The 21,025-nt window shown below is 66.2% G+C and carries 16 protein-coding genes and 1 riboswitch; of the genes, 9 read left to right on the top strand and 7 right to left on the bottom strand.

Features of this window, described 5'->3' with window-relative positions; all coding sequences use genetic code 11:
- Positions 1-11 precede the first annotated feature (11 nt).
- The 4 genes from betA to speB all read right to left on the bottom strand — a co-directional run bounded on the left by betA (position 12) and on the right by speB (position 6,001).
- The gene (gene betA / locus ACV22V_RS26175) at positions 12-1,697 is read right to left on the bottom strand and encodes a choline dehydrogenase (protein ID WP_448015956.1); all 1,686 of its coding nucleotides are present in this window, start codon (positions 1,695-1,697) and stop codon (positions 12-14) included.
- A 40-nt stretch (positions 1,698-1,737) separates the two neighbouring features.
- Positions 1,738-3,243, bottom strand: a complete 1,506-nt coding sequence (locus ACV22V_RS26170; protein ID WP_448015955.1) for a purine-cytosine permease family protein — start codon at positions 3,241-3,243, stop codon at positions 1,738-1,740.
- A gap of 158 nt (positions 3,244-3,401) precedes the next feature.
- Complete coding sequence (locus tag ACV22V_RS26165; protein ID WP_059698962.1) at positions 3,402-4,910, bottom strand: aldehyde dehydrogenase family protein; 1,509 nt, start codon at positions 4,908-4,910, stop codon at positions 3,402-3,404.
- A gap of 113 nt (positions 4,911-5,023) precedes the next feature.
- Complete coding sequence (speB, locus tag ACV22V_RS26160) at positions 5,024-6,001, bottom strand: agmatinase (protein ID WP_059534472.1); 978 nt, start codon at positions 5,999-6,001, stop codon at positions 5,024-5,026.
- Positions 6,002-6,161: 160 nt separating this feature from the next.
- On the opposite strand from speB, the gene ACV22V_RS26155 reads away from it, so the two are divergent.
- From ACV22V_RS26155 to lipA, 6 genes are all read left to right on the top strand, one after another.
- On the top strand, positions 6,162-7,085 hold the full coding sequence (locus ACV22V_RS26155) for a LysR family transcriptional regulator (protein WP_448015954.1): 924 nt from the start codon (positions 6,162-6,164) through the stop codon (positions 7,083-7,085).
- A 192-nt stretch (positions 7,086-7,277) separates the two neighbouring features.
- A riboswitch (glycine riboswitch) is annotated at positions 7,278-7,364 on the top strand.
- A 229-nt stretch (positions 7,365-7,593) separates the two neighbouring features.
- Positions 7,594-7,968 carry a glycine cleavage system protein GcvH gene (gene gcvH, locus ACV22V_RS26150; RefSeq protein WP_223961115.1) on the top strand — a complete coding sequence of 125 codons (375 nt, stop codon included), beginning with the start codon at positions 7,594-7,596 and terminating at the stop codon, positions 7,966-7,968.
- Positions 7,965-10,844, top strand: a complete 2,880-nt coding sequence (gcvP, locus tag ACV22V_RS26145) for an aminomethyl-transferring glycine dehydrogenase (protein ID WP_448015953.1) — start codon at positions 7,965-7,967, stop codon at positions 10,842-10,844. Before gcvH ends, gcvP begins: the two co-directional genes overlap by 4 nt.
- Before the next feature lie 93 nt (positions 10,845-10,937).
- Entirely contained in the window at positions 10,938-12,194 is a 1,257-nt protein-coding gene (glyA, locus tag ACV22V_RS26140; protein ID WP_448015952.1) for a serine hydroxymethyltransferase, read from the top strand.
- 162 nt (positions 12,195-12,356) lie between these two features.
- Positions 12,357-13,475: a glycine cleavage system aminomethyltransferase GcvT gene (gcvT, locus tag ACV22V_RS26135; protein ID WP_448015951.1), complete on the top strand. Its 1,119-nt coding sequence runs from the start codon at positions 12,357-12,359 to the stop codon at positions 13,473-13,475.
- A 3-nt stretch (positions 13,476-13,478) separates the two neighbouring features.
- A complete protein-coding gene (gene lipA / locus ACV22V_RS26130) occupies positions 13,479-14,453 on the top strand; it encodes a lipoyl synthase (protein ID WP_448015950.1) in 975 nt (324 codons plus the stop codon).
- A gap of 88 nt (positions 14,454-14,541) precedes the next feature.
- Here lipA and ACV22V_RS26125 read toward each other — a convergent pair whose 3' ends face one another.
- The 3 genes from ACV22V_RS26125 to ACV22V_RS26115 are packed head-to-tail and all read right to left on the bottom strand — an operon-like array spanning position 14,542 to position 18,212.
- Complete coding sequence (locus tag ACV22V_RS26125) at positions 14,542-15,732, bottom strand: acetyl-CoA C-acetyltransferase (RefSeq protein WP_059534484.1); 1,191 nt, start codon at positions 15,730-15,732, stop codon at positions 14,542-14,544.
- 18 nt (positions 15,733-15,750) lie between these two features.
- Positions 15,751-16,518 (bottom strand): 3-hydroxyacyl-CoA dehydrogenase, encoded by a 768-nt coding sequence (locus ACV22V_RS26120; RefSeq protein ID WP_223961121.1) that lies wholly within the window; start codon positions 16,516-16,518, stop codon positions 15,751-15,753.
- Positions 16,519-16,538: 20 nt separating this feature from the next.
- Entirely contained in the window at positions 16,539-18,212 is a 1,674-nt protein-coding gene (locus ACV22V_RS26115; RefSeq protein WP_448015949.1) for an acyl-CoA synthetase, read from the bottom strand.
- 135 nt (positions 18,213-18,347) lie between these two features.
- On the opposite strand from ACV22V_RS26115, the gene ACV22V_RS26110 reads away from it, so the two are divergent.
- From ACV22V_RS26110 to ACV22V_RS26100, 3 genes are all read left to right on the top strand, one after another.
- Complete coding sequence (locus ACV22V_RS26110) at positions 18,348-19,352, top strand: AraC family transcriptional regulator (protein ID WP_448015948.1); 1,005 nt, start codon at positions 18,348-18,350, stop codon at positions 19,350-19,352.
- Between the two features lie 351 nt (positions 19,353-19,703).
- On the top strand, positions 19,704-20,303 hold the full coding sequence (locus tag ACV22V_RS26105; RefSeq protein WP_448015996.1) for a hypothetical protein: 600 nt from the start codon (positions 19,704-19,706) through the stop codon (positions 20,301-20,303).
- A gap of 105 nt (positions 20,304-20,408) precedes the next feature.
- Positions 20,409-20,780, top strand: coding sequence for a nuclear transport factor 2 family protein (locus tag ACV22V_RS26100; RefSeq protein WP_448015947.1), 372 nt, complete (start codon positions 20,409-20,411; stop codon positions 20,778-20,780).
- Positions 20,781-21,025 lie beyond the last annotated feature (245 nt).

The following is a 21,025-nucleotide window of genomic DNA, read 5'->3' as shown; positions in this document are numbered from 1 at the left end:
GTGCGCCGCGCTTAAGCGGCCACCTTGCGCTTGGGCACACCCGTGCGCTGCTGCGCTTCCCAATTCTCGACGAAGCCGACCGCCGCATCGGACGGCGCGAGCGCTTTCCGGCCGCGCACCAGGTCGGCGGCCCGCTCGGCCAGCATGATCGTTGGCGCGTTCAGGTTCCCGTTCGGTTCGGTCGGAAACACCGACGAATCGATGACGCGCAGGCCCTGAACGCCGCGCACGCGCAATTCGGAATCCACCACGGCCATCTCGTCCTCGCCCATCCGGCACGAGCCGCACGGATGCATCGTGCTTTCCATGTTGGCACGCACGAACGCATCGATCTCGTCGTCCGTCGTCACGTCCGGGCCGGGCGCCAGCTCCACGCCGCGGAAGCGATCCATGGCCGGCTGCCCGACGATCTCGCGCGTGAGGCGCACGCAGCGACGGAATCCCTCGCGGTCTTCCTCGCGGTCGAGATAGTTGAACCGGATTTCCGGATGCTCGTACGGATCGGCGGAGCGAACCCGAACGTACCCGCGGCTCTTGGGTTTGTTCGGCCCAGTGAGCACCATGAAGCCATGGCCCTTGTACGGCTTGTCGCCGTCATAACGCATCGCCGCCGGCAGGAAGTGGAACTGGATGTCGGGCCAGCGCAGCCCCGCTTCGGAACGGATGAACCCGCCTGCCTCGAAATGGTTGCTGGCGCCCAGCCCGTCCTTGAACAGCAGCCAGCGCAGGCCGATCATCGCCTTGCCGAGCAGCCCCATCTTGCCGTTGAGCGACACCGGCTCCTTGCACTCGTACTGAATGTAGATTTCCGAGTGGTCCTGAAGATTCTCGCCGACGCCCGGCAGATCGTGCACGACCTCGATCCCCGCCTTGCGCAACACGTCGGCCGGCCCGATCCCCGAGCGCTGCAGCAGGTGCGGCGAGCCGATCGGCCCCGACGACACCAGCACTTCCCGCGTGCAGCGAACCGTATGCTGGACGCCACCCTGCTCGTAGACCACGCCGACCGCGCGCTTGCCTTCCATCACGATCCGGCGCGTCATCGCATGCGTGACGACGGTCAGGTTGGGTCGCTGCATTGCAGGGCGCAGGTATGCGTTCGCGGTCGACCACCGAACGCCGTTCTTGACCGTCATGTGCATCGCGCCGAACCCTTCCTGCATGTAGCCGTTGCAGTCGTCGGTCTTGATGTAGCCGGCCTCGGCCCCCGCTTCCACCCAGGCGCCGTACAGCGGGTTCTGCATGTTGTTGCCGTTGTTGGTGCTCAGCGGGCCGTCCGCGCCGCGATATTCGTCGCCGCCGAACTTGTAGCTCTCGGCCTTGCGGAAATACGGCAGGCAGTTCCGGTATCCCCAGTCGCGGGCGCCGAGCGATTCCCATTCGTCGAAATCGCACGCGTGACCGCGAATATAGACCAGGCCGTTGATCGACGACGAGCCGCCGAGCACCTTGCCGCGCGGGCAATGCAGGCGGCGTCCGTCCAGGTTCCGTTCCGGCGCCGTCTCGTAGTGCCAGTTGAACCGCTTCGTGTTCATCGGCATCGAGAACGCGCTCGGCATCTGGATGATCACGCTGCGATCGCTTCCGCCGTACTCCAGAACCAGCACGCTGACGTTCGAATCCTCGGTCAGGCGGTTCGCCAGCACGCATCCCGCCGACCCGGCGCCCACAATGATGTAGTCGTAGTATTTAGTCATCTTGATTATCCTGCTCGATGAATGATCCTGGCGTGCCGGGTCAGCCGCGCTTTTTCTCGCCGGTGGTGAACTCCGGCATGTGCGCTTCGATGTGCGCGATTTCCGCTTCCTCGCGCCGCAGGTCGAGCGACCGGCACAGCACGTAGTACGCGAGTGCCGAGACGATCAGCCCCACCAGCCAGGCCAGGTCGACGCTGCCCATCGCCTTCGCGAGCGGGCCGACGTAGACTTCGCGGTCGCCGTCGAAGATGCAGAAGAACGGCACCATCGCCACGAACCCGATCAGGTACGAAAGCAGGCCGCGTCCGCCCCAGTTCCCGTACAGGCTGTCGCGCGGGCGAAAGAAATGCGGCACCGCGTAGCGCCCCTTGCGCACGAAGAAATAGTCGGTCAGGTTGACGGCCGTCCACGGCACCAGGAAGTACAGCATCACCACCAGATAGATGTTGAGCACCGACAGGCCGGAACCCGACGCGTAGATGCGCATCGCCACGCCGAACTGCAGCAGCACGACGAAGACGATCGCCGCGATCCGGGCCTTCGCGGTCGGCTCCACCTTCCTGAACGAGTCCACGCTGGTGATGGCCGTCAGCTTCGCGCTGTAGATGTTCATGGCAATCACCGGCAGGAACGCGACGATGGTGATGGCCACGACCGCCGTGCCGAGCTGCGGCGCGATTCCGGCACCCACGCCGTGGAGCGCGACGAGCACATCGGTCGCATGCAGGTGCGCGCCGAGCCATCCGCCCACCGCGATCATCCACGCGCCGGACAGCGATGCCCCGACGAACACCGCGGCAATCAGCCTGCCGCTCGGCGTGTTCTTCGGCAGGTAGCGCGAATAGTCCGATACGTAGGGCGCATACGCGATGTTGTAGCTGGCCGCCGCCGCGAACTGCGCGATGAAGCCGGTCCAGTTGAAACCCAGCTTCGCGACCGGCGCACCGGCTGCCGCCGGCGCGTCATGGATCCAGCCGGCCAGCACCGCCAGCGTCACGAGGCCGTAAAGCGGCAGCGAAAGATACAACGACCATTTGAACGTCCGGTGCATCCAGTCGTGACCGAGTATCGCGAGGATCGTGGCCGGCACCGTCACGACCAGCGCGACCTGCATCGGATCCCAATGGAACAGCGTCCTGAGGCCCTGCATCATCAATACCAGGTTGACGATGTTGAAGCCCGCGAAGACGAACAATGTCGCCAGCAGCACGAGCACGACGCCGCGATAACCGAACTGCGCGCGCGACTGGATCATCTGCGGCAAGCCGAGATGCGGCCCTTGCGAACCGTGGAACGCCATGAACAGCGTGCCGAACATGATGCCGAGCGTGCCGGAGACGGTGGTCCAGAACGAATCGAGACCGACGCTCGGCCCGACGAAGCCGATCGTCATCGTGAAGAACGTGAAGTTCCCGACGAACCAGAACGGCCCCTGGCTGGCCAGCCGGTCGGTACGCTCGCTTTCCGGGACGAAGTCGATCGAGTGCGCCTCGATGGCACCGTGGTCGCCGCGCGGCGCCTTCAATACGTTTGTTTCTGCCTGCATGTTGTACCCCATGATCGCAAAGGGCTAAGCAGAGCGAATTCCCCGAATCGGTCCGGATGAACAGGTCGAGGATTTCGCATCGGGATCAGGCCGCCTTCGGCCGGCTGCAGGCTTTTGCCGTGCATGCCGGCGGCAGGCGGCACATCACGTGCAACCGGTCACGGAAGCGTGATGCAGACTGCCTTGGTCTCCATCAGATAGTCGAGTTGCTCCGGCCCGAGGTCCTTGCCGAACCCGGACGTCTTGAACCCGCCGAACGGCAGCGCCGGATCGATGGTGCTGTGCGCATTCACATAGACCGTGCCCGCCTGCAACCGCGGAATCAGGCCATGCACGCGCCCCAGGTCGTTCGAGTAGATCGCGGCGGCCAGGCCGAACGACGAATCGTTCGCGAGCGCCACGGCCTCGTCGAGCGTGTCGAACGGCGCGGTCACGAGCACCGGGCCGAAGATTTCCTCGCGGACGATCCGCATGTCGGGACGGCAATGCGCGAAGATCGTCGGTTCGACGAAATGCCCCGGGCCCGCATGGGCGCGGCCGCCGTAGTAGCATTCAGCGCCTTCCCGGATGCCGGATTCGATGTACGACAGGACCGTGTCCTTTTGCCTGGCCGATACGAGCGGGCTGATGAAGCAATCGCGATCCAGCCCGGGGGCGATCTTCAACGTCGCCGTGTAGTCGGCCAGCGCCGCGAGGAAGCGGTCATGGATGTCGCGGTGGATATAGGCCCGCGTGCCCGCGTCGCACACCTGGCCGGAGTTGAAGAACACGCCGTTGGCCACGGCCTGCGCGGCGGCATCGATATCGGCGTCGTCCAGCACGATGACCGGGGATTTCCCGCCGAGTTCGAGCGTCACGCGCTTGATGTGCCGCACCGCGTTCTGCCCGACGTCGCGACCGACCGGCGTCGAACCCGTGAAGGTCAGCTTGTCGATGCCCGGGTGGCTCGCCATCGCGGCGCCGATCACGCTGCCGCGACCGGTCACGATGTTGACCACCCCGTCCGGAATACCGGCTTCCTGCACCAGTTCTGCAAAGCGCAGCGTCGACAGCGACGTGAGTTCGGCCGGCTTCACAACCGTCGTGCAACCGACCGCCAGCGCGGCCGCCAGCTTCCAGGCCATGGTCTGCAGCGGATAGTTCCACGGCACGATCGCACCCACGACACCGATCGGCTCCTTGCGCGTATAAGCCAGATAGTTGCCCGGCAGCGACGGCTCGACCGTGCGGCCGTGCAGCTTGGACGCCCAGCCGGCGAAATAGCGGAACGTGTCGACGGTGCCCTGGATGTCGATCGCGCGGGCCTGCGCGACGGACTTGCCCATGTCGATCGATTCGATCTCCGCCAACTCGTCCGCGTGCGCCTCGATCAGGTCGGCCAGCCGGTGCAGCAGCCGCTCGCGCTCCAGCGGCTTGAGGCGGCGCCATTCGCCGTGATCGAACTGGTGACGGGCGGCGGCGACGGCACGGTCGAGATCGGCGGTCGTCGCGAACGGAATCTGCGTGATGACGCCCTCGGTCGACGGCTCGGTGACGGCGCTGAACTGGCCGTCGCTGCCGTCCACCCACGCGCCGCCGATGAACATCTTCATCGGCCTGGCGAGAAAGTTGCGGGTCGCCTGGGAAACATCGTGGCGATCGAGATATTGCGCGACTACGGCATCCATGTTGATTTTCCTTGATAGCGTGCCCGGCACCTCTCGGCGAAGTTCCCCGGGCCGTACGGTAATGACTTCGAGCGTCCCGCGAGACGTCGCGCCCGATTCCTGATATGAATGTCTCAGCGGGCGCGGGCCAGGCTGCGCGCGTGGAAAATGAAACCGATGCTGTTCATCAGCAGTTGCGCGGCCAGGATCGACGTCGTGCCGGTCGGATCGTAAGCCGGCGCCACTTCCACCAGGTCCATGCCGACGATGCTTCCGTGGCTGCGCTTCGCGAGCGCCTGGATGATCTCGAGCACTTCGTAGTACTGGAAACCGCCGTGGCTCGGCGTGCCGGTTCCCGGCGCGATCGACGGATCGAAGCCGTCGATGTCGATCGTGATGTAGTAGGCGCTGCGCTGCGGAATCTGCTCGAGCACGCCGTCGGTGCCGAGGCGCCGGACATCGCGCACGGACAGGATGTTGGAACCCGCGGCGCGGGCCGCGTCATAGTCGCTGCGGTTGGATGACGAGACGTTGCGGATGCCGAGCTGCGTCATGCCGGCGATGTGGTCCATCTCGGAGGCCCGGCGCAACGGGTTGCCGTGGCCGTATCGCACGCCGTGGCGTTCGTCGACGAAGTCGAGGTGCGCATCGAAATGCACGATGTGAATCGGCCCGCGGCCTTCGAACGCCTTGATCACCGGCGCATGCACCGAATGATCGCCGCCGAGCACCACCGGCATCGCTCCGCCGGCGAGAATCTTGCGCACGGCCAGTTCGATGTTCGCGTTGCTCGTGGCCATGTCGGTGTGCACGATGTCCGCATCGCCGACGTCCACCATGCGAACCTGATCCTCGGTCAGGTAGAGCACGTCGTCTTCGTGATCGTAGGCGCCCGCGTGCCCGAACGAAAACAGCGTTGACGCCTCGCGAATGCCGCGCGGGCCGAAGCGCGCGCCCGAGCGCCACTGGGTGCCCATGTCGTTGGGCGCACCCAGGATCGCGACGTCCGCGTCGATGTTCTCCCAGTCGAGGCACACCGGCGCCTTCGCAAAGGTGCAGTGACCGACGAACGGCAGGTTGAGCCTGCCCTTTTCATAGCTGTTGTTCTGCATTGTCTCCGTCTCCATCTGTATGCGGATTCGTCTTCGGGCGCACGGCCGTCCATGCGCTTGCCTTTGCGGTCACTATGGGCAAAAATTTTTTCCGGAAAAATAGCATCTATCAGATGTCCATATCGGATATTCCGATGTGACGGACGGAGGAGAACGGAACGTGAAACAGCTGCAGGACATCGACCTGAAACTGCTCAGGATTTTCATGACCATCGTGAAATGCGGCGGCTTCTCCGCCGCGCAGGCCGCGCTGAACGTGAGCCAGTCGACCATCAGCGAGCAGATGACCAGCCTCGAAACGCGCCTCGGCGTCAAATTGTGCGAACGCGGCCGCAGCGGCTTTCGTCTGACGGAACACGGCGTCGCGACCTACGAATCCGCGCAGCGCCTCGCGCTCGCGGTGGAAGCGTTCTGCATGGACACCCATGCGCTCAAGCAGCGCATCTCGGGCCGGCTTCATCTCGGCATCATCGACAACACGGTCACCGACACCGACAGCATCCTGCCGCTCGCGCTGCGCCGGTTCGTCTCGCGCGGTCACGATGTCCAGCTCGACATCTACATCGGCACGCCGGCCGAGCTCGAGGAACGCGTGCTCGACGGGCGGTTGCACCTCGCGATCGGCCACTTCCCGCTCACCGTTGCCGGCCTGTCCTACACGCAGCTGTACGAGGAGCCCGACGGCCTCTACTGCAGCCGCTACCATCCGCTGTTCTCGACCGACGCCACCGGCGACGCGCTGATCGAGCGCGTCCGCCAAAGCCAGGTGGTCGCCCGCGCGTTCCTGCAGCAGCGCGACCTGCAATTGCTCGAGAGCGGCAGCGCGGCCGCGACCGTCGACAATGTCGAGGCCCAGGCGATCCTGATCCTGACGGGCGCGTATATCGGCTTTCTGCCGCGGCACTACGCGAGACAGTGGGTCGACGCCGGCCAGATGCGCCAGCTCGCCGCGGAACAGCTCACGTCCGCATGGCCGTTCTCGTCGATCACGCGCCGCGGCGCCGCACAGCCGACCGTGCTTCGCGCGTTCCTCGACGACCTGATGGCCCAGTCGGGCAACCGCCCCGCGCCGGCGGACAGATAGTCGATATCGGATATTCATTTCGGTCTCCACCGAAGTATCGACCGGCCGCGATCGCGGCGCGGCCTTGCTCCGCCAGGCCGCGCGCCGTTTTCGGCACGCCTGCGTCGTGCCGCGGCATCTGCTTCGCCGCATGGGCGATCGAACGAGGTGTTGACACCGCCGCAGGCGTGCGACTAGATTGTCGCCAGCTATCGGGATGTGTCAGGAGAGACCGCCGTCCGGCGGCGCCGAAGGGGAATCGCCCCAGAAACTCTCAGGCAAAAGGACTGACGCATCGATTAGCGCTCTGGAGAGTAGGCCTCTGGTCGTCGACCAAGCCTCGCCGAAGGAGAAGCGCCCCGCCGGGGCGCGCAATCTCTCAGGCAAACGGACAGAGGGGGCATCAGGCACGCAGCCTGGAATGCCCCGGTCTCGTCCGGATGCCGACTCGTCGATCATCCTCCCGCCCGTGCACTTCCGGCTTGCGTGTGCCGCATCACGCAACGCAACCCTGTCAGGAAGAGAGCACATGAGCGAGGTCCGATACACCGAATCCCATGAATGGCTGCGCGTCGAAGGCGACGGCAGCGCCACCGTCGGCATTACCGACCACGCGCAATCGCAGCTGGGCGATCTGGTTTATGTCGCACTGCCAAACGAAGGCGACGCCTTTGCCCAGTACGACGAGGCCGCCACCGTCGAATCGGTCAAGGCCGCCGGCGAGGTCAAGATGCCGGTGTCCGGCACCGTGCTGGAAGCGAACGCCGCCCTGGGCGACACGCCGAGCCTCGTCAACGATTCCGCGGAATGCGACGGCTGGTTCTTCAGGATGCGCATCGACAGCCCGGAGCAGCTGACCGGGTTGATGGACGCCGCCGCGTATCGCGCCTATATCGGCGCATGACGGAGACGGCCATGAACGCATTCGATTCCGTCGCGCAGCGCGAGTCGTTCGTCCGCCGCCACATCGGCCCCGATGCAAACGAACAGGCCGCGATGCTGGCCGTGCTCGGCTTGGACTCCGTCGACGAGCTGGTGGAACAGGTCGTCCCCGCGGCGATCCGCAGCGATGCGCCGCTCGCCCTGCCTCCCGGCTGCACCGAAGCCGACGCGCTGGACCGGCTGGCTGCACTGGCAGGCCGCAACCAGGTATTCCGCTCGTTCATCGGCATGGGATACCACGACACCCACACGCCGCCGGTCATTCAGCGCAACGTGCTGGAAAATCCGGCCTGGTACACGGCCTACACGCCGTACCAGCCTGAAATCTCGCAAGGCCGCCTGGAGGCGCTGCTCAACTTCCAGACCATGATCGCCGACCTGACCGGCCTCGAGATCGCCAACGCGTCGATGCTCGACGAAGGCACCGCGGCCGCCGAGGCGATGACGTTCTGCCGGCGCCTCGCCCGGTCGGACAGCCGGATCTTCTTCGTCGCGCACGATTGCCATCCGCAGACGATCGAGATCGTTCGCACGCGCGCGGAGCCGCTCGGCATCGAGATCGTCGTCGGAAATCCGCGCCGCGATCTGTCCGCCACCGGCTGTTTCGCCGCGCTGCTGCAATATCCGGGCACCTTCGGCGACATCCACGATTACCGCGACGTGGTCGGCACCCTGCATGCGAACGGCGCGCTGGCCGTGGTCGCCGCCGACCTGCTCGCGCTGACCCTGCTCGCGCCGCCGGGCGAATTCGGCGCCGACGTGGCGGTCGGCACCACGCAGCGCTTCGGCGTGCCGCTGGGTTACGGCGGCCCGCACGCCGGTTATTTCGCGACGCGCGACACGTTCAAGCGCACGATGCCGGGACGACTGGTCGGCGTGTCGGTCGACGCGCACGGCCGCCCGGCGCTGCGCCTCGCGATGCAGACGCGCGAACAGCACATCCGGCGCGAGAAGGCCACCAGCAACATCTGCACCGCGCAAGTACTGCTCGCCAATATCGCCGGCTTCTACGCGGCCTATCACGGCCCGCACGGACTGACCGCGATCGCGCGCCGCATCCACCGCCTCACCGCGATCCTGGCCGCCGGCCTGCGCCGGCTCGGCCATGCCGTGCCAACCGAATACTGCTTCGACACCATCGCCGTCGACAGCGGCATTCGCACCGATGCCGTGCACGCGGCGGCACGGGCCCGCCGGGTCAACCTGCGCGCCATCGACGCGCGCCGGATCGGCATCTCGCTCGACGAGACGACCACGTCCGACGATATCGTCATGCTCTGGTCGATCTTCTCCGAAGGGCGCGCCGTTCCCGACTTCGCGGCCGTCGACGCCGCCACCGCCGATGCGTTGCCTGCCCCGCTGCTGCGCCGGAGCGCCTTCCTCACGCACCCGGCGTTCAACAGCCATCATTCCGAAACGCGGATGCTGCGCTACCTGCGCCGGCTCGCCGACCAGGATCTCGCGCTCGACCGCACGATGATTCCGCTCGGCAGCTGCACGATGAAGCTGAACGCCACCGTGGAAATGATGCCGATCACGTGGCCGGCGTTCGCCCGGCTGCATCCGTTCGCACCGGCCGAACAGGCCGACGGCTATCGCGTGCTGGCCCGGGAACTCGAGGCGATGCTGTGCACGATCACCGGATACGACGCGGTGTCGCTGCAGCCGAATGCGGGCTCGCAAGGCGAATACGCGGGCCTGCTCGCGATCCGCGCGTATCACGCGAGCCGCGGCGAGGCACGGCGCGACATCTGCCTGATTCCATCGTCGGCGCACGGCACGAACCCGGCATCCGCACAGATGGCCGGCATGCAGGTCGTCGTCGTCGACTGCGACGACGACGGCAACGTCGACATCGACGACCTCGCCGACAAGGCAGCGCGGTACGACAGCCGCCTGGCCGCGATCATGATCACCTATCCGTCGACCCACGGCGTGTTCGAGGCCCGCGTACGCGACGCCTGCGACATCGTCCATGCGCACGGCGGCCAGGTCTACATCGACGGCGCCAACATGAACGCGCTGGTCGGCCTCGCCCGGCCGGGCGCGTTCGGCGGCGACGTGTCCCATCTGAACCTGCACAAGACCTTCTGCATCCCGCACGGCGGCGGCGGCCCCGGCGTCGGACCGATCGGCGTCAAGGCGCATCTCGCGCCGTTCCTGCCCGGGCATCGTGAGGGCAGCGTGCCGGGGATCGGTGCGGTGTCCGCGGCGCCGCTCGGCAGCGCCAGCATCCTGCCGATCACGTGGACCTACATCACGTTGATGGGGTCGTGGGGCTTGCAGCGTGCCACCGAGGTGGCGATCCTCAACGCCAACTACATCGCCGCGCGCCTCTCGCCACACTACCCGATTCTCTATACGGGGCCGAACGGCCGCGTCGCGCACGAATGCATCATCGACCTGCGGCCGTTGAAGGACAGCAGCGGCATCAGCGTCGACGACGTCGCCAAGCGCCTGATCGATTTCGGCTTCCACGCGCCGACGATGAGCTTCCCCGTCGCCGGCACGCTGATGATCGAGCCGACCGAATCGGAATCGAAGGCCGAACTCGACCGGTTCATCGACGCGATGATCGCGATCCGCGCCGAAATCGCAGCCGTGGAAGCGGGCACGCTGGATGCCGAAGACAATCCGCTCAAGCACGCGCCGCACACGGCGGCCGAACTCGTGGGCGACTGGCGTCACTCGTATTCGCGCGAACAGGCCGTCTATCCGCTCGGCGTCGCGGCGACGGCAGGCGGCAAGTACTGGCCGCCGGTTTCGCGGGTCGACAACGTCTACGGCGACCGCAACCTCGTATGTTCGTGTCCGCCGATGGAAGCGTATCGATCGTGACGCGCCGGCCGCTCCACTCGTAACGACACTCAACCCTGCTTGCGCGGCCGCGCACCCGACGTGCGCGCCGCACCGATATCAGGAGAAGGACAAATGTTCAGCAAAGACATGCGGATCGAAGGCTTCGATGACGAACTGTGGACAGCGATGGAACGCGAGCGCATTCGCCAGGAGGACCATATCGAGCTCATCGCTTCGGAAAACTACACGAGCCCGCGCGTGCTGCAGGCGCAAGGCTCGGTGCTGACCAACAAGTATGCCGAGGGCTATCCGGGCAAGCGCTACTACGGCGGCTGCGAATTCGTGGACGTTGTCGAACAACTGGCGATCGATCGCGCAAAGGCGCTGTTCGGCGCCGACTACGCGAACGTGCAGCCTCATTCCGGCAGCCAGGCCAACGCCGCCGTCTACATGGCACTGCTCGAGCCGCACGACACGATACTCGGCATGAGCCTCGCGCACGGCGGTCACCTGACGCATGGCGCGCACGTGAATTTCTCGGGCAAGCTCTACCGTGCGGTGCAGTACGGCCTGAACGCGAAAACCGGCGAGATCGATTACGACCAGGTCGAGGCGCTGGCGACCGCGCACCGGCCGAAACTGATCACGGCCGGCTTCTCCGCGTATTCCCGCGTGGTGGACTGGGCACGCTTCCGGCAGATCGCCGACGCCATCGGCGCATACCTGTTCGTCGACATGGCTCACGTGGCGGGCCTGGTGGCGGCCGGCGCGTACCCGAATCCGCTACCGCACGCGGACGTGGTCACCACGACGACCCACAAGACGCTACGCGGCCCGCGCGGGGGCCTGATTCTCGCCCGGACGAACCCGGAGATCGAGAAGAAGCTCAATTCCGTCGTGTTCCCCGGCATCCAGGGCGGCCCGCTGATGCATGTCATCGCCGCCAAGGCCGTTGCGTTCAAGGAAGCGCTGTCGCCCGAGTTCCGGATCCATCAGCAGCAGGTGGTCGCCAACGCCCGGGCCATGGCCGATACGTTCGTCAAACGCGGCTTCGACATCGTCTCCGGCGGAACGGACAATCACCTGTTCCTCGTCAGCCTGATCCGCCAGGGACTGACCGGCAAGGCGGCCGATGCGGCGCTGGGCCGCGTGCACATCACCGTGAACAAGAACGCGGTGCCCGACGACCCGCAGAGCCCGTTCGTCACCAGCGGCATTCGCATCGGCACGCCTGCCGTGACGAGCCGCGGTTTCAAGGAAGCGGAAGCGCGCGCGGTGGCCGGCTGGATCTGCGACATCCTGGCCGATATCGAGAACCCGTCGGTCATCGACCGCGTTCGGCGACACGTCGCCGAACTGTGCGGCGCATTCCCGGTATACGGCAAGTAACGGCCGTTCGGGCCATTGCCCGACCGTTCTTCGGAAGCGACTTCGACGTCCCTCCGGAGAACGGAGCACGCCTCGGGATACGGGATCGCCCAAGCCGTTCATTCCGTACTCCGAAGCTGTGCCGCGCGCGATCTCCTAACATCCTGTTGATCCGGAATAACGATGACGATCTCACTTTCCCGTACTCCACTCCACGACCTTCACGTCGAGCTCGGCGCGAAGATGGTTCCGTTCGCCGGGTACGAAATGCCCGTCCAGTACCCGCTCGGCATCCTCAAAGAGCATCTTCATACGCGCGAGCAGGCCGGGCTGTTCGATGTCTCGCACATGGGACAGGTGCTGCTGTCGGGCCCGGATGCCGCCGCCGCGCTCGAAACGCTGGTGCCGGTCGACGTGATCGACCTCCCGTTGGGCATGCAGCGCTACGCGTTGTTCACGAACGAGCAAGGCGGCATTCTCGACGACCTGATGATCACCCGCCTCGGCGACACCGAGCTGATCGCGGTCGTCAACGCCGCGAGCAAGGACCGCGACGTCCGCCATCTGAGGGAACGGATCGGCCACCGCTGTGACGTCGTCGAGCTGACCGACCGCGCGCTGCTCGCCCTGCAAGGGCCGGCCGCCGCGTCGATTCTGGCGCGCCTGGCACCCCGCCTGGCCGAACTGGTCTTCATGCAAAGCACGCGTGTCGAGCTGGCCGGCGCGGCGTGCATGGTCAGCCGCTCCGGCTACACCGGCGAGGACGGCTACGAGATCTCCGTGCCGGCCGATCGGGCGGAAGCGCTCGCACGCCTGCTGCTGGCCGACCCTGCCGTCGAGCCGATCGGTCTCGGCGCGCGTGATTCGCTGCGCCTCGAAGCCGGCCTCTGCCTGTACGGCCACGACATCGACACCGGCACCACGCCGATCGAAGGCGGGCTATTGTGGGCCCTCTCGAAAGTACGACGCCCGGGCGGTGCACGCGCCGGCGGTTATCCCGGCGCGGATGTCGTCGCGCGGCAGATCGCCGAGGGCGTGAAAAGAAAACGCGTCGGCTTCGTCGTGAAAGACAGGGTGCCGGTACGCGAGGGCGCCGACATCGTCGACGCCGACGGACGCCCGATCGGCACGGTGACGAGCGGCGGCTTCGGTCCGACTTTCGGCGGCCCGGTCGCCATCGGCTATGTCGACGTCGAATTCGCGGCACCAGGCACTGCGCTGCATGCGATCGTCCGCGGCAAACCGGTCCCGATGGAAGTCGCGAAAACGCCGTTCGTCCCGCAACGCTACTACCGGGGGTAAGCCATGGCGAACACGAATACCCGCAACACGCCGATGGCCGCCGGAACCCGGCTCTCCGCCGCCGAAAAAATGGCGCGCATCCCCGTGAAGATCGTCGCGACCGAACCGGCCGACATGCCGCGCAAGCCGGAATGGATTCGTGCGGCCTTTCCGGGTTCAAGGGAGGTGATGGCGCTGAAGAAGATCCTGCGCGAGCAGAAGCTGCATACGGTATGCGAGGAAGCCGGTTGCCCGAACCTCGGCGAGTGCTTCGCTCACGGCACGGCGACCTTCATGATCATGGGTGACATCTGTACACGGCGTTGTCCGTTCTGCGATGTCGGACACGGCCGCCCGCTTCCGCTCGATCCTGACGAACCGGCACGGCTCGCCGAAACGATTGCCGCGATGAGGCTCAAGTACGTGGTGATCACGTCGGTCGATCGCGACGACCTGCGCGACGGCGGCGCCGCACACTTCGCGGCCTGCATCGGCGCCGCACGCGGGATCGATCCGGCACTCCGGATCGAGGCGCTGACGCCGGATTTTCGCGGCAGGCACGAGGTCGCGCTGAACCTGCTCGCGGCCTCCCCGCCGGACGTGTTCAACCATAATCTGGAAACCGTGCCGCGCTTGTATCGCGAAGCGCGGCCGGGCGCCGATTACCGGCACTCGCTGGGCCTGCTGCAGGCATTCAGGTCCGCGGCGCCGAACGTGCCGACCAAATCGGGCCTGATGCTGGGCCTCGGCGAAGAGATCGACGAGGTCGAGCAGGTGATGCGCGACTTGCGCGCGCATGGCGTCGACATGCTGACCCTCGGCCAGTATCTGCAGCCAACCCGTCACCACTTGCCCGTGAAGCGCTTCGTTCCTCCCGCGGAATTCGCGCAGTTGCGGCAACGCGCGCTTGCGCTCGGGTTCAGCCAGGTCGCATCGGGGCCGATGGTGCGCTCGTCCTATCACGCCGATCTGCAGGCGAAAGGCGAAATGGTCGAATGACGGCGGGTTCGATGAAGCGCGCGCGACGCACCTCGCCGATGGGGCGGTATGGCTCCGGTCCATACCGCCTGCGTCCTCCCGGCGCGCGTTACGCGACCCGCTCGATCGCGATCGCCGTCGCCTCGCCGCCGCCGATGCACAGCGACGCGACGCCGCGCTTCAGCCCATACGCTTCGAGCGCGGCCAGCAGCGTCACCATCACGCGTGCGCCCGATGCGCCGATCGGATGGCCGAGCGCACACGCGCCGCCGTGCACGTTGACCTTGTCGTGCGGCAGGTCGAGATCGCGCATCGCGGCCATCGCCACCACCGCGAAGGCTTCGTTGATCTCGAACAGGTCGACGTCGCGCAGGTTCCAGCCGGTTTTCTCCGACAGCTTGCGGATCGCGCCGATCGGTGCCGTCGCGAACAGGCCCGGCTTGTTCGCGTAGGTCGAATGCCCGACGATCACCGCCTTCGGCGCGAGGCCGAGCCGGTCCGCTTCCGAGCGACGCATCATCACGAGCGCGGCCGCGCCGTCGGAAATCGACGACGAATTGGCGGCCGTCACCGTACCGCCTTCGCGGAATGCCGGCTTGAGCGTCGGAATCTTGTCGAGCTTCGCGTTACCCGGTTGCTCGTCGATCGACACGACGGCTTCCGTCTTGCCGGCCTTCACCGTCACCGGCGCGATCTCCGATACGAAGCGTCCTTCCGCAATCGCGCGCTGCGCGCGCGTCAGCGATGCGATCGCGAACGCATCCTGCTCCTCGCGCGTGAACTGGTAGGCCTGCGCGCAATCCTCCGCGAACGTGCCCATCAGCCGGCCCTTGTCGTACGCGTCCTCGAGCCCGTCGAGGAACATGTGATCGAGCACCTGGCCATGCCCCATGCGCATCCCCGCGCGCGCCTTCGGCAGCAGGTACGGCGCATTCGTCATGCTCTCCATCCCGCCCGCGACCGCCACGTCCGCCGATCCCGCCAGCAGCAGGTCGTGCACGAACATCGCGGCCTTCATCCCTGAGCCGCACATCTTGTTGACCGTGGTCGCGCCCACCGCCAGCGGCAAGCCCGCCTTCAGCGCGGCCTGCCGCGCCGGTGCCTGCCCCTGGCCGGCCGGCAGCACGCAGCCGAACACGATTTCATCGATGCGCTCGGCGGGCACGTTCGCGCGTTCGAGCGCCGCGCGAATCGCCACCGCGCCGAGCTCGCTCGCGCTGGCCGCGGCCAGGTCGCCCTGAAAACCACCCATCGGCGTGCGCGCCGCACCAACGATTACGATCGGATCCTGTGTCGTCATGATTGCATTCCTCCAGTGTCAGCGCGGTGCCATGCGCAGCGCGCCATCGAGACGGATGACTTCGCCGTTCAGCATCGTATTCTCGGCGATGTGGCGCACCAGCGCCGCGAATTCATCGGGGCGGCCGAGCCGCGGCGGGAACGGTACGCTCTTGCCGAGCGCGTCCTGCACGTCCTGCGGCATGCCGGCCATCATCGGCGTCGCGAAGATGCCCGGCGCGATCGTCACCACGCGAATGCCGAACCGCGCGAGTTCGCGCGCGATCGGCAACGTCATGCCCACCACGCCGCTCTTCGATGCCGCATACGCGGCCTGCCCGATCTGTCCATCGAACGCCGCGACCGACGCGGTGTTGACGATCACGCCGCGCTCGCCTTCCGCGTCGGCGTCCTGCTTCGACATTACGTCGGCGGCCAGCCGAATCATGTTGAACGTGCCGACCAGATTGATCGACACCGCACGCGCGAAACGGTCGAGCGAATGCGGGCCTTCGCGGCCGACGACCTTCTCGCCCGGCGCGACGCCGGCGCAGTTCACGAGCGCATCGATGCGGCCGAAGGCGTCGCGCGCGGCGGCAACGGCGGCCTGTCCGTCGGCTTCGCTCGTCACGTCGGTCTTCACGAAGCGTGCGGCCGCGCCGAGTTCGTGCGCGAGGCTCGTGCCGGCGTCTTCATTGACGTCCAGCAGCACGGCCTTGCCGCCTTCGGCGACCACCATGCGCGCCACCGCCGCGCCGAGGCCCGAACCGGCGCCCGTAATCAGAAAAACGCGATCCTTGATATTCATTCGCAGTCCGTATTCAGTATTCAGGATTGAGCGGCCTTCTCGGCTTCCAGCTTGCGCAGCACGAAGCGCTGGATCTTGCCGCTCGGGGTTTTCGGCAGTGCGTCGACGAAGTCGATCGCGCGAGGATAGGCGTGTGCCGACAGCCGCCGCTTCACGTGCTGGCTCAGTTCTTCGGCCAGCGCCGGTGTGCCGTCGAAGCCTTTCGACAGCACGACGAACGCCTTGACGATCTCGGTGCGCTCCGGGTCCGGCACGCCGATCACCGCGGCCTCGCTGACAGCCGGATGCTCGATCAGCGCGCTTTCCACGTCGAACGGACCGATCCGGTAACCGGACGATGTGATCACGTCGTCCGCGCGGCCGATGAAGCTCACGGTACCGTCCGGCTCGAGCTCGACGTTGTCGCCGGTCCGGTAATAGCCGCCCGCGATCGCCGGCGTGTCCTGCTGCCAGTAACCGTAGAACCACAGCAGCGGCGAGCGCGCGATGTCGATTGCGAGAATGCCGGGCTCGCCGGGGCCAAGTTCGCGGCCGGCTTCGTCGAGCACCGCGACGCGATAGCCGGGCATCGCAAAACCCGCCGAGCCGGCATGGACGACGTGCGCGAGTCCGTGATGATTGTTCACGACCATCCCGAGCTCGGTCTGGCCGTAGTGGTCGTAGATCGGCGCGCCGAGCGCCGCGTGGAACCAGCGCACAACTTCCGGATTCAGCGGTTCGCCCGCGCTGCTGACGACGCGCAGTTGCCCTTTCAGGCGCGCGGCCGCTTCGGTGCCGGCCGCCATCAGCATCCGGAACGCCGTCGGCGAACCGGCGAGGCTCGTGATGCCGAGCCGTTCGATCACGTCGTAGGTACTGTCGACCGTGAAACCGCCCTCGTACAGCGTCGTTGCATGGCCGAGCAGCAGCGGGCCCGTGATCGCGTAATAGAGGCCGTATGCCCAGCCCGGATCGGCGATGTTCCAGAAGCGGTCGCCGGCGCGAAGGTCTACCGCGTCGCGCATGTACGCGCCGAACGCGAGCAGCGCGCGCAACGGCACCGGCACGCCCTTCGGCAAACCCGTCGTGCCCGACGTCGACATCATCATGAACAGGTCGGCGCCCTTTCGCGGCACCGGTTCGAATACGTCGGACTGCGCGTCGAGCGCCGCGCGGAAATCGATGTCGCGCGCCGGCAGCGCGTCGCCCGACTCACGCACCGTCGCGACCCGCGGGCAATCGACGATCTCGTCGAGCTTCGTGCGATTCGCGATGTTGGTGACGACCAGCCGTGCATCGCTCATGCGCAGCCGGTGCTCGATCGCCTTCGGCCCGAACGCAGTGAAGAGCGGCTGATAGACGGCGCCCGCGCGCCACGTGCCGAGGATAGTCGCGACGAGTTCGGGCGTACGCGGCAACAGGCCGGCCACCACGTCGCCCGGCTTCACGCCCTGCTCGACCAGCAGGTTCGCGACCCGCGCCGACAGCGACTGCATCTGCGCGAACGTGAAGCTGCGATGCTGGCCGCCGACGTCGATCCAGTCGAGTGCGATCGCATTCGCGTCCGCCGCCGCATGCCGGTCGCAGCATTCGACGCAGGCGTTCAGGCCCTGCTCCAGGTCGCCGTGCAGATGTGCGGCGGCGGTCTCGATACGGAAGCCGGCCACGGCGTCGGCGTAGGCCGGCACCACCCGGGCGGTTGCTCCATCACGCATGCGTGTCTCCTGTTCGTTATGCCCGCCGGCGAACCGGGGGTATATCGATGATGGTAGACAGCCGTCACATTGCAATCAATGACAAACAGAATCTAGAATCGTGATCGCTTTTGCCATGTCTGGAGGGCATCAAAAATGGGGCCGCAGATGATCTCGCCGGATTTCGTCGAGGATGCGCTCGAGAGCCTGCGCCGGCTGCGGATTCCGACCGAGCCCGTACTGCGCGTGGCCGGCTTGCCGGCCACCGTGCGCGAGCCCGTCACACCACAGCAGTACGGTCGCCTGTGGCTGGCGATCGCCAACGCGATCGACGACGAATTCTTCGGGCTCGCGGCCCGACCGATGCGGCGCGGCAGCTTCACGCTGCTGTGCCACGCCGTGCTGCACGCGGGTACGCTCGAGAAAGCGCTGCGGCGTGCGCTGCAGTTCCTGCGCGTGGTGCTCGACGAACCGCGCGGCGAGCTCGTGGTCGCCGACGGCCAGGCGCAGATCGTCCTCACGCAGGCGGGCGCACCGTATTCGGCGTTCGCGTACCGGACCTTCTGGCTGATCCTGCTCGGCGTCGCCTGCTGGCTGATCGGCCGACGCATTCCGCTGCAGCGCATCGATTTCGCGTGCCCGAGCCCCGACCAGCGCAGCGACTACCATCAGTTCTTTGGCGTGCCCGTGCATTTCGACCGCCCGGACAGCCGGCTCGCGTTCAACGCCGCGTACCTCGCGCTGCCGACGATCCGCTCCGCGCAGGCGCTGAAAACCTTCCTGCGCGGCGCGCCCGGCAACCTGCTCGTGCGCTATCGGCACGACACCGGCTGGGTGGCAAAGACACGTGCGCATCTGAAGGCCCAACCGGCCGCCGAGTGGCCGGACTTCGACACGCTGGCCGTGCGCCTCGGCACGACGCCCGCGACCCTGCGGCGACGGTTGCGCAGCGAGGGGCAGAGCTTCGCGTCGATCAAGGACGAACTGCGCGGTGCGCTGGCCCAGTCGCTGCTGCGCGGGCACACGCTCAGCGTCGCGGAAATCGCGGCGGAACTCGGTTTTACCGAGCCCAGCGCGTTTCATCGCGCGTTCCGGAAATGGACCGGGACGAGCCCGGGCGCATTTCGGCGGGATGTCAATGCGGCGCAGGCGGAGCATTGAATCGCGGCGCGGGTGTGCGTCACGCTCGGTGCGAACGCGCTAAAGGGCAAGGCTGACGTGCATGATCGCAGTGAATTTCAGAAGTCGTGCGGTTGCTCCAGCTGTTGGCCTTCAATGGAAGTTCTGGAAGAACCGCTCTCTTTTGCTTCAAGAGGCGATCCCCACGCAATCGACGGCCACGCAGTCGATTCGGCTGGGAGCACGCAACCGCGCTGCAGTTTGTTAACGTTCAATCGCTTCCCGCTTCGGCAACGACACGGCGAAGAATCGACGGCGCCGCATGCCGGCGCGAAGTTGCGCGTTGCGCTACGTGACCACATACTGACCGCCCATGCGAACAAGACCGCGTTGATGGTGACTGTCGATCAGGGTGCCGCTTCAGTGCTGGGTGTCGTGGGATCTGCCGTGTCCCTGTTGGCAGCCATTCCGTACGCGCTCGCGATCTACCGGCGCACCGTTCGGCCGCACCTGTTCACGTGGCTCATCTGGTCGGTCGTCACGGTGATCGCGGCCGCCGGTCAGTTCGTTGCGGGTGCCGGACCGTCTGCATGGTGCACTGCCGCGATCGCACTGACCTGCTTTCTGACTTTCGTCGCGAGTCTGTTTCGAGGTGAGCGCGGCTGGACCCGCATCGATTGGCTCTTCCTGTGCGCGGCACTATCGGCCATTCCGCTCTGGATGCTGACCGAGGACCCTACGATGTCGATCTGTCTGGTCACGCTGATCGAGCTTGCCGGCCTGGGACCGACCGTACGCAAGGCGTTTCGCGATCCGTGGAGCGAGAGCCTCACGTATTTCGCGCTGTGCGTGCTCAAGTACGCATTGGCGCTGTTGGCGCTAAGCACGTGGAATGTCGCGGTCGCGTTCTATCCTTCGGTCAACATCGTCGCGTCGATCGGCATCTGCTTGGTGATGTTGGTGCGACGTCAGGCGCTGTCGAAACCTGAGTAATCTCTGTCGAATAGCCTTCTTGGTGCCGGAACGCGAGGGCCGCCGCAGCCCGGTTACCGGCCGCGTATGAAATGCGGACCCTTCGAACCGTTGCGAGGCCCCGATATGGATGCCGTTCGTGCAGTCATCGAACCGTATGAAGCCGCACTGCGAGCGGCGATGCTCGCCAACGACGTCGACACACTCGACACGTTGCTGGATGACGACCTCGTCTTCACCATCCCGAGCGGGCTGGTCATTTCGAAAGATGACGATCTGTCCGCGCATCGCGCGAAACTGCTGCGCCTCGACACACTCGATATCCAGGAGACTCAGGCAAAGCCGATCGGCGAGATGATCCTCACCACGACGAAGGCGAAGCTTGCCGGTCGTTTCGATGGCAACGCATTCGATGGCATGTTCGCCTACACGCGCCTGTGGCGCCGATCGGGTAGCGAGTGGCGTGTCGTCGCCGGACATGCATCGCAGATCGGTTGAACTTACGACATGCCCGCAAATCGGGAAACTGCTGGATCGAAAGGTAAGCCGATGCTGCCGCTGTCGCGCACGCGGCGACTGTTGCCGATGACGGAGAGGAAGAGATGCGCCACAGCGTTAGTGTTCGTGCAGCGCTTGCGGCCGATAGGAAGGCACTCTCGAGATCGGTGAAAAAGAGTCCTTGGGAGAGCATGCGGTTTGCGAGACGGGGACGGTTCTCTGTCATCTCGCATTTCCTTCGCCCC

This window comes from Burkholderia sp. AW33-5, from assembly GCF_053427615.1.
The sequence above is the reverse complement of the archived record's forward strand: the minus strand, read 5'-3'. Positions and strand labels throughout refer to the sequence as shown.